The organism is Kitasatospora sp. NPDC041988 (assembly GCF_055588525.1).
Genome location: NZ_JBVJCO010000068.1, coordinates 25,028 through 33,089 on the forward strand (window position 1 = coordinate 25,028; position 8,062 = coordinate 33,089).

At 73.8% G+C, this 8,062-nt stretch carries 6 protein-coding genes, 3 tRNA genes and 3 pseudogenes; 6 read left to right on the top strand and 6 right to left on the bottom strand.

Annotated elements, in window-relative coordinates; translation table 11 throughout:
• Positions 1-97 precede the first annotated feature (97 nt).
• Positions 98-523, top strand: a pseudogene (locus ACZ6NC_RS39375) (sigma-70 family RNA polymerase sigma factor); the annotation flags it as partial.
• 12 nt (positions 524-535) lie between these two features.
• Here the strand turns inward: ACZ6NC_RS39375 and ACZ6NC_RS39380 are convergent.
• The 3 genes from ACZ6NC_RS39380 to ACZ6NC_RS39390 form a co-directional block, all read right to left on the bottom strand.
• Positions 536-1,510, bottom strand: a complete 975-nt coding sequence (locus ACZ6NC_RS39380) for a helix-turn-helix domain-containing protein (RefSeq protein ID WP_465738712.1) — start codon at positions 1,508-1,510, stop codon at positions 536-538.
• Positions 1,511-2,133: 623 nt separating this feature from the next.
• Complete coding sequence (locus ACZ6NC_RS39385; protein WP_465738713.1) at positions 2,134-3,567, bottom strand: FGGY family carbohydrate kinase; 1,434 nt, start codon at positions 3,565-3,567, stop codon at positions 2,134-2,136.
• Between the two features lie 107 nt (positions 3,568-3,674).
• Positions 3,675-3,971 carry a hypothetical protein gene (locus tag ACZ6NC_RS39390; RefSeq protein ID WP_465738717.1) on the bottom strand — a complete coding sequence of 99 codons (297 nt, stop codon included), beginning with the start codon at positions 3,969-3,971 and terminating at the stop codon, positions 3,675-3,677.
• Positions 3,972-4,212: 241 nt separating this feature from the next.
• Between ACZ6NC_RS39390 and ACZ6NC_RS39395 the strand changes: the two genes are divergently transcribed.
• Both ACZ6NC_RS39395 and ACZ6NC_RS39400 read left to right on the top strand, forming a co-directional pair.
• Positions 4,213-4,285: transfer RNA gene (locus ACZ6NC_RS39395), tRNA-Asn, on the top strand.
• 63 nt (positions 4,286-4,348) lie between these two features.
• Positions 4,349-4,421: transfer RNA gene (locus ACZ6NC_RS39400), tRNA-Asn, on the top strand.
• 141 nt (positions 4,422-4,562) lie between these two features.
• Here ACZ6NC_RS39400 and ACZ6NC_RS39405 read toward each other — a convergent pair.
• Positions 4,563-5,312, bottom strand: a complete 750-nt coding sequence (locus tag ACZ6NC_RS39405; protein WP_465738714.1) for a trypsin-like serine peptidase — start codon at positions 5,310-5,312, stop codon at positions 4,563-4,565.
• Positions 5,313-5,471: 159 nt separating this feature from the next.
• Positions 5,472-6,347: a trypsin-like serine peptidase gene (locus tag ACZ6NC_RS39410; protein ID WP_465738715.1), complete on the bottom strand. Its 876-nt coding sequence runs from the start codon at positions 6,345-6,347 to the stop codon at positions 5,472-5,474.
• 191 nt (positions 6,348-6,538) lie between these two features.
• Here ACZ6NC_RS39410 and ACZ6NC_RS39415 point away from each other — a divergent pair.
• A tRNA-Ile gene (locus tag ACZ6NC_RS39415) sits at positions 6,539-6,612 on the top strand.
• A gap of 609 nt (positions 6,613-7,221) precedes the next feature.
• Positions 7,222-7,524, top strand: a complete 303-nt coding sequence (locus tag ACZ6NC_RS39420; protein ID WP_465738716.1) for a LuxR C-terminal-related transcriptional regulator — start codon at positions 7,222-7,224, stop codon at positions 7,522-7,524.
• 59 nt (positions 7,525-7,583) lie between these two features.
• Here ACZ6NC_RS39420 and ACZ6NC_RS39425 read toward each other — a convergent pair.
• A pseudogene (locus tag ACZ6NC_RS39425) lies at positions 7,584-7,778 on the bottom strand (1,4-dihydroxy-6-naphthoate synthase); the annotation flags it as partial.
• Positions 7,779-7,861: 83 nt separating this feature from the next.
• Between ACZ6NC_RS39425 and ACZ6NC_RS39430 the strand changes: the two are divergent.
• A pseudogene (locus tag ACZ6NC_RS39430) lies at positions 7,862-8,062 on the top strand (aminofutalosine synthase MqnE); the annotation flags it as partial.

The window sequence follows — 8,062 nt, forward strand, 5'->3', positions numbered from 1 at the left end:
GCGCCGCACCCTAGCCACCCAGGCGCGGGCGCCCCGGGTGCCTGTGTACGTGGTCGAGCTGACCACTTTTTTGTTCCCCCCCCCCCCCCCCCCCCACCAGGAGCGCGGGACGGAACCGACCCCGGCCGAGATCGGCGTCGTACTGGAGCTGACCGAGGCGCGGGTGCGTGAGCTGATCCGGCTGGCCCAGGAGCCGATCTCGCTGCACACCCCGGTCGGCGAGGAGGACGACGTGGCGCTCGGTGACCTGATCGAGGACGCCGACGCGGCCTCGCCCGCCGAGTCGGCCACCTTCCTGCTGCTGCGCCAGCACCTGGACGCGGTGCTGGCGACCCTCGGCGAGCGGGAGCGCCAGGTCGTCCAGCTCCGCTACGGCCTGGACGACGGCCGCCCCCGCACCCTGGAGGAGATCGGCGTGCTGTTCGGGGTGACCAGGGAGCGGATCCGCCAGATCGAGTCCAAGACCCTGGTCAAACTCCGCGACCACGCGTTCGCCGAGCAGCTCCGCGGCTATCTGGACTAGCGGCTGCCCGGACTAGGAGCCGGCGGCGCTCGGGGTGGTCGCCGGCGGGGAGGCCGGGCCGATCGGGATCGGGGTGGAGGCGACCAGGTGGGCCAGATCGGAGACGCTGACCGTGCAGGCGTCCCCGGCCGGCTGGTGGCCGCAGACCTGGAAGGTCGCGGCCGGGTCCGCCGCGTTGACCATCAGCGAGTAGTTGTCGTACCCCCAGTGGATCAGCGCCGTCTCCGTCTCGCCGGTGCTGCTGGTGACGGTGGAGAAGTGGCCCGGCTCGCCCTCGGTGATGGCGGCCCAGGCGGCCTGGCACTTCTGGCTGTAGCGGAGGTAGATGACCACCTTGCCGATGTTGCTGGTCTGCAGGGTCCGGGCGTCGGCACCGCAGCCGGTGGCCTTGGGGTCCTTGTGCGAGCAGCCCATCGCCTGGCAGGCGGGGCCGGGCGGGGCCGGCTTGGCGGCCGGGCTCGTGGTCGCGGTCGTGGGCGTGACGGGCTGCGCGAGGGCGGCGGGTTCCTGCCCGGTGCCGTGGGTGTACCGGACCCCGGCCAGCACCAGCAGCGCCACCGTCACCAGCGCACCGGCCACCAGCGCCACCGGCCGCCGCCACCACGGCGCGACCGGAGCGGACTCCCAGCCCGCCACGGCGCCCTCGACAGGCTCCACGAGTGGGTCCGCGGCAGACTCCACGGCCGGGTCGTCGACCGGTGCGGCGGCGTCCTCGGCGGTGCCCTCCGGCGCCGTCGCCAAGGCCCAGAGCGCCCGCAGCGCGGGGCCGTCACACTCCACCGCCCCGATCAGCGCGTCCAGTGCCTGTTCGGTGACGACCCGCTTGCCGTTGAGCCAGCGCTCCCAGGAGGCGCGGCTGTAGTGGGTCCGGGTCGCCAGCTCGGACAGTGAGAGCCCGGTCGCGTCCTTGACGGCGCGCAGCTCCTCCGTCAGACGTCGGGCGGGGCCGGACAGTTCGTCCGGGAGTTGCTTCCAAGCGGATGCCATGCGGCCTTCCCAACATCAGAAACGGGGGACGCGGGGTGAGAACAGGGCCGAGTTTGGCACCGGCCCGGGGCCTGGGGGCGTCTCCGCGTCTCCAACCTCACCGGCCTGCCGTCTCAAACCCCAGGTCATGGCGCTGAGACGGACGGAAGTGTCTCACACCCCCGGCGGCCGCTCGAACATTCACAGGTCCATCGTGCAAAGTTCTCAGGCCGGTCCGTTTCGGCGCCGGGATCCTTCGTCCGGGCACCAATTCCGAGGACGGCTCCCTGACGTCCCGAATCCCCCACACCGGTCGCGGCAGCCTCGCGGGGGGAGGCTGCCCCGAGCGCAGGGACGCGGGGGGGGGGGGGGGGGGGGGGGGGGGGGGGGGGGGGGGGGGGGGGGGGGAGGCCCCCCCCCCCCCCCCCCCCCCCCCCCCCCCCCGACACTTCCCACCGCCCGCCGCCGCGCGGGCGCGGTGCCCGGGGGACGTCTCAGTGGTGGAAGCCCGTGCGGGCAGGCACCCCGAGCTCCTTCAGCGGGCGGGGCCGGCGCCGCAGCTCCCGGAAGACCAGCTCCTCGGGCAGCGCGTCGCGGTCACGCCAGAGTGCCCAGCCGACGCCCGGCGCATCCCGAGGCCTGTCTCAGCCGGCCGTCTCCGGGTGGATCTGCTCCCGGGCGGCCCGGTACTGCTGGCGCACCGCCGCGCCGACCGGCAGGTCCTGCTCGGCGTCCGGGGCGACGGTGACCGTCTCCGGCAGCTCCCAGCGCGGTGGCTCGGGAGTGCCGGCCAGCGCCCAGGCGGCCTGCCGGGCCGCGCCGCGTGCCGCGTGGGCGCCGGGCGGCGGCACCACGACGGGGACGCCGAACAGCAGCGGCGCGATCTGCCGGACGGCCGGCAGCCGTCCGGCCGCGCCGAGCAGGAAGACCCGCTTCACCTCGACGCCCCGGGCGCGCAGCACGTCCAGCGCGTCCGCGAGGTTGCAGAGCATGCCCTCGACGGCGGCCCGGGCCAGGTGCTGGGGGGTCATCGACTCGGCCCGCATCCCGGTCACCGTGCCGGCCGCGTGCGGCAGCGCGGGCGTCCGCTCGCCGTCCAGGTAGGGCAGCAGCACCATCCCGTACGCGCCGGGGGAGGACTGCAGGGCCAGCTCGCTCAGGCCCTCCAGGTCCCGGCCGAGCAGGGCGGCGGTGGAGCGGAGCACCTGGGCGGCGTTCAGGGTGGCGACCATCGGCAGGTGGCGGCCGGTGGCGTCGGCGAAGGAGGAGACCAGCCCGGTGGCGTCCACCACGGCCTGCTCGTGCACGGCGAAGATCGTTCCGGAGCTGCCGAGCGAGACCGCCGCGTCGCCGGGTTCGAGGCCGAGGCCGAGCGCGGCGGCCATGTTGTCGCCGGTGCCGGCCGAGATCAGCAGGCCCTCGGGGGTGTGTCCGGCGGGTTCGGCCGGGCCGAGCACGTGCGGCAGCTTCAGCTCGTGCCCGAGCGCCAGCTCGACCAGGTCCTGCCGGTACTCGCCGGTGATCGGCGACCAGTAGCCGGTGCCGGAGGCGTCGCCCCGGTCGGTGGTACGCCGTTTGGGGTGGCCCAGCAACTGCCAGACCAGCCAGTCGTGCGGCAGTAGCACCTCGGCCACCCGGCGGGCGTTGGCCGGCTCGAACTCGGCCAGCCAGCGCAGCTTGGCGATGGTGTACGTCGGGCCGGGGACGGCGCCGATCGCGGCCGTCCAGGCGGCCGGGCCGCCGAGCGCGTCCAGGAGGGCGGCCGCGGCGCCGCTGGAGCGCGGGTCGTTCCAGAGGATCGCGGGCCGCACCAGCACGCCGCCGGCGTCCAGGCCGATCATGCCGTGCTGCTGCGCGCTGACGCCGATCGCCCGGACGCCCTCCAGCAGGCCGCCGGCGGCCGCGTCGCCGAGCGAGTGCAGCCAGATCTGCGGGTCGGCCTCGCCGGCCCGGGTTTCCTGGCTCTCCGGTGCGGGGTGCGGGGCCTTGCCGGACCGCAGCACCGCGCCGGTCTCGGTGTCGCACGCGACGATCCGGGTGCGACCGGTCGAGCTGTCTATCCCCGCGACGATGGCCATGTCGAGATCATGCCTCAGCGGGCGTCCGGGCGCGGTCCGTCCGGGCAAGTGTTGCCCGTTCGGTACCGCTCCGGAGTCGTCGCGGACGCCCGGCCGTCACCGGCCGGTCACGGCCGGAAGGTACCCCAGCTGTCGTCCTCCACCCGGGGGCGGTTGAAGTACGGCACCCGGTCGGTGACCGCGTTCGGCAGCCGGTCCCCGACCTTGCCCGCGACGGCGTCGGCCGCCTTCCCGGCGGCGGCGCCGGCCTGCTGCTTGGCCTTGTCGGCGGCGCTCTGCACCTTGGGGTTCTGGGCGACCTGCCGGGTGACCTTGGCGATCTGTTCGTACCGCTGGCGCCCGGCCCGCGAGCCCAGCACGTAGCCCGCCGCGAGTCCGACGATCAACGACAGCTTCCACATGATCGGATTCCACCCTCTCCTGGCGGCCTCTGCCGCATTGCCCTACCCGTCCTTCGGGGCGGCGAACCGTCCGTGCCCCCAGCATCCCCGGGTGCTCTGCCGGGCGCGCGCGGGGCGCGCCGGGCGGGGGCACCGGGGCGGCGGGGGAAAGCGATTGGCGGACCACCCCCCCGAGTGCGCTAATGTATGTCCCGCAGCGAGCGCCGAGGAGCCCGGGAGACCGGGGGCCGAAGCGGAAGCCCGATCCCCCATAGCTCAATTGGCAGAGCAGCCGACTGTTAATCGGCAGGTTATTGGTTCGAGTCCAATTGGGGGAGCTCAGGTGGCAGCCCTCTCGGGGGCGGCCGTCCTGCCCGTGGTGCGACGGTTGTCCACCGCGATCCCGCATAGCTCAATTGGCAGAGCAGCCGGCTGTTAACCGGCAGGTTTTTGGTTCGAGTCCAAATGCGGGAGCTTCATCGGGTGCGCCCGGTGACTGCTCAGAGCGAAGGCCCCCCGGTCGACCGGGGGGCCTTCGTGTTGTGCCCTGCCCACGTCGGTGTTGCCCTGCTCGTGCCGGTGTTGCCCTGCTCACCCCGCCCGGCCGGGCGGACGTCAGGCGGTGGCCCGGTGGTACAGCGCGGCGACCCGGTCGTCGAAGGTGATGCTGTACGAGGTGCCCGGGGTCTCGCCGCCCTCCTGGTACCCGCCGATCACGCCGATCACGTTGCCGGCCGTGGTGACCCACGGACTGCCGCTGGTGCCGTTGGTGTAGCCGCCGCAGTCGAACCGTTCCTGGGTGGCGCTCTGCGAGCTGGTCCGGACCGCGCAGGTGATCGGCTCGTCGCGCTCGTTGGGGTAGCCGGTCACCGAGACGGTGAGGCCGAAGCCCTGGCCGGTGCCGAGCGGGTTGCCGCCGACGGCATCCTCGATCTCCCGGCCGTCCACCGGCCGGAGGGTGATGAACGCCACGTCGTACTCGGGGTCGTCGTCGGCCGACCAGCGCGGATCGACGGTGATCGCCTGCACCGGCCAACTCCCGTACGGGGAGTACCCGTTGCGGTAGCCGGGGGTGAACACCAGGCCGTCCAGCAGGCCGATCCGGCGGCTCTGCACGCAGTGCGCGGCGGTGACCAGCAGATTCCGCCGAGGGCTGTGGACGACGCTCGCCGTGCAGGCCCGCGGCCCCTGGGCGGTGTGGATCGAGAGGGTGCCGATCCGGTCGCCCGTCGGGCTCTGCGGCGCCACCTCGGCGGTCGGCGGCTGCTTGTCCCCGCCGCCGCAGGCGGTTCCGGCGGCGAGCAGCAGGGCCGCCAGCGCGACCGCCTGGGCCGCGCGGCCGGGCCGTACCGGGCGGGAGGCCATCGGGGCTCCGTCTCGTCCTCGGGGGCGGCCCCTGCTGGTCGTGCGGACCGCCCTTCGTGAGGAAGATCTACCAGTCCGCGCCCGGCGGCGCCAACCTCGGAGCCCGGCGTCTTCCCTTTGGGGCGACCGGCGCCGCGCCGGGGGCGGGCCCCGGCCCGGTCAGCCGGTGGCGCGGTCGTACAGCGCCTGGACCTTGTCCCCGAAGTAACTGCTGTACGAGGTGTCGGGGGAGTCGCCGCCCTCCTGGTAGCCGCCGATCACGCCGACCACGGTGCCGGTGCGGGTGTCCGGGTCGAAATCGGTCACCCAGGGGCTGCCGCTGGTGCCGCCGGTGTAGTCCGGGCAGTCGACCCGCAGCTGGGTGGGGCTCTGCTCGGAGGTGGTGTTGCTGCAGGTGATCGGCACATCGCTGGTGCCCGGGTAGCCGGTGACCTTCACCGGCAGCCGGTAGCCGAGGTTGACGCCCAGCCGGTTGGCGCCGAGCACCTGCTGCACCTGCTGCCCGTTCTGCGGCTGGACCACCGCGAAGGCGACGTCGACGTCCGGGTCGGCGGCGTCCTTCCAGGCCTGGTCGACGGTGACCGCCAGCAGCGGCCAGACGCCGCTCGGGGTGTCGCCGTCCCGGTAGCCGGGGACGAAGACCAGGTCGCTGCGCTGTCCGAGCTGCGGATCCCACACGCAGTGCGCGGCGGTGACGATCAGGTTGAGCCCGGCGCTGTCGACCACGCTGGCGGTGCAGAAGTGGTCACCGTCCGCGTTGCGGGTGAAGACGGCCCCGACCAGGCCGTTGAGCACGGTGGGCTTGGCGGTGCGGGTGACGCCGGTCTGCCGGGCGCGTGCGCCGCGCAGCCGCTCCTGGGTCCAGCCGTGGTTGTCGGTGGAGGCGAAGGTGGAGGCGGAGGCCGGGCCGGACGCCGAGGCGGGGTGCGAACGCACCGTCGGGGTGGCGCCGCCGGGGCCCGCCGCGGTGGTGCAGCCAGCCACCGCCAGGACCGCCAGCGCGGCGCCGGCCGCCACCAGCTCACGTGCCGTCATCGGCCCAGGCTCCCCGCTGCCGCCGTGGGCCCGCCACCGGAACTGCTCCGCGCGGGGAGGCGTGCATCCGCGCGCACCCATGTGCGCCCCCGGCGCGCACCACGGGTGATCGACCGGCTATGCTGCCCGGGACGGCCTCGCGGGGCCGTCTGCTGCTGCCGCGACCGGGTGACCGGTGCGCGCGGCGAACCGGGGCGGTAGCTCAGCCGGTTAGAGCAGGGGACTCATAATCCCTTGGTCGTGGGTTCGAGTCCCACCCGCCCCACCTTCGAAGCCGGACGGATCGTCCGATAAAAGGTCGGACTGGCCTGCACAAACGCCCGAGGCCCACGCGGAACTCTAGTGGCAAGGCCGGTCAGAATCCGCCTCAACACCCCGAGATTCACCCTCCTAGTGGACACGTGGCGGACACGGCGCAGGAGAGTGCACCCCGGCAGGTTTCCCGGCGCGGGTGGCCGCTTCGTGACCGCGGGCCGCCGGTGATCGCTGGGCCCCGGTGGCAGGGGCCGGCCGTGAATCCGCACCCGATCCCTCAGGTATGGCAGCTTCATGCAGCGGTCGGCGGATTCGGCCGCTGCCCCGCCTAGGATCCTGCCGTGCCTCGTCCGGCCAGGCACCTCAACCGTCCAGGGCACACCCGGCACGGGTCGCGCGACGACGAACGGGGGAAGCGCGCGAAGGGGAGCTGCGGGCCGTTCTGGGGAGCACCGAGCTCGGCCGCGTGGACTGTGCCGCCCGAACGCGGCGGATACCCGCGGCCCGGCATCTGCTACCGGTCCCGTGGCCCGCAACAGGCGCTCCGGGTCCGACTGTTCGACGGTACGACGTCCGGCACCCGGGTGAGCACGGAGGCATGAGGAAAGGAACACCCTCCATGACGTCCCGCTCCGATACGACAGCCTCCCGCGTTCCGTCCTCCCCGCGCAGCCGGACCGTGCTCTGCCCGGTCGACGTGCGGATTCTTGAGGGGATAGCCCGCGGCAACTCCAACCTCCAGCTGGCAGCCCAGCTCTACCTCAGCCGTCAGGGCGTCGAGTACCGGATCGGCCGGATGCTGCGTCAGCTGCGGGCTTCCAACCGGGCCTCGCTGGTCGCCCGTGCCCACTTCCTCGGGATCCTCGCGGAGGGGACGTGGCCGCCCCGGGTGCTGCCCCGGTTCATCGAGGACGAGGGGTAGGCCGCCGGGCGGGCGCCGTCGCAGGGACTCCCGTGGTGCGGGGCCTCCAGTCCGGCGGCTCAGCGGCCGGCCCGGACCGGGAAGTCGAGCGCGCCGGGATCGACCGCGGGGGCGAGGCCGGCGGCCGCGGCCCGGCCGAGCAGGCCGCGGCCCGCCGAGTAGCCCTCGTCCCCGATCGCGGCGGTGTGCTCGTTCACATAGAGGCCGATGTGCTGGTCCACCACCTGCGGTGCCATCTCCTGGGCGTGCGGCTGCGCTCTTGGGAATTCCCTGGAACGACCTCGCCAGGATGGGAGCGCACCGTGCCTCACGGGCACCGACCTAGGAGGTTCTGGCATTGGACGCAGGGCTCAAGCGCGAGCTGGAGGCGAAGGTCTACGCGGGTGAGCGGCTGACCCGCGAGGACGGGATCGCGCTCTACGAGAGCGACGACCTGGCCTGGCTGGGCGGTCTGGCCCACCATGTGCGGACGGAGAAGAACGGCGATGTCGTCCACTTCAACGTGAACCGTCACCTCAACATGACCAACGTGTGCAGC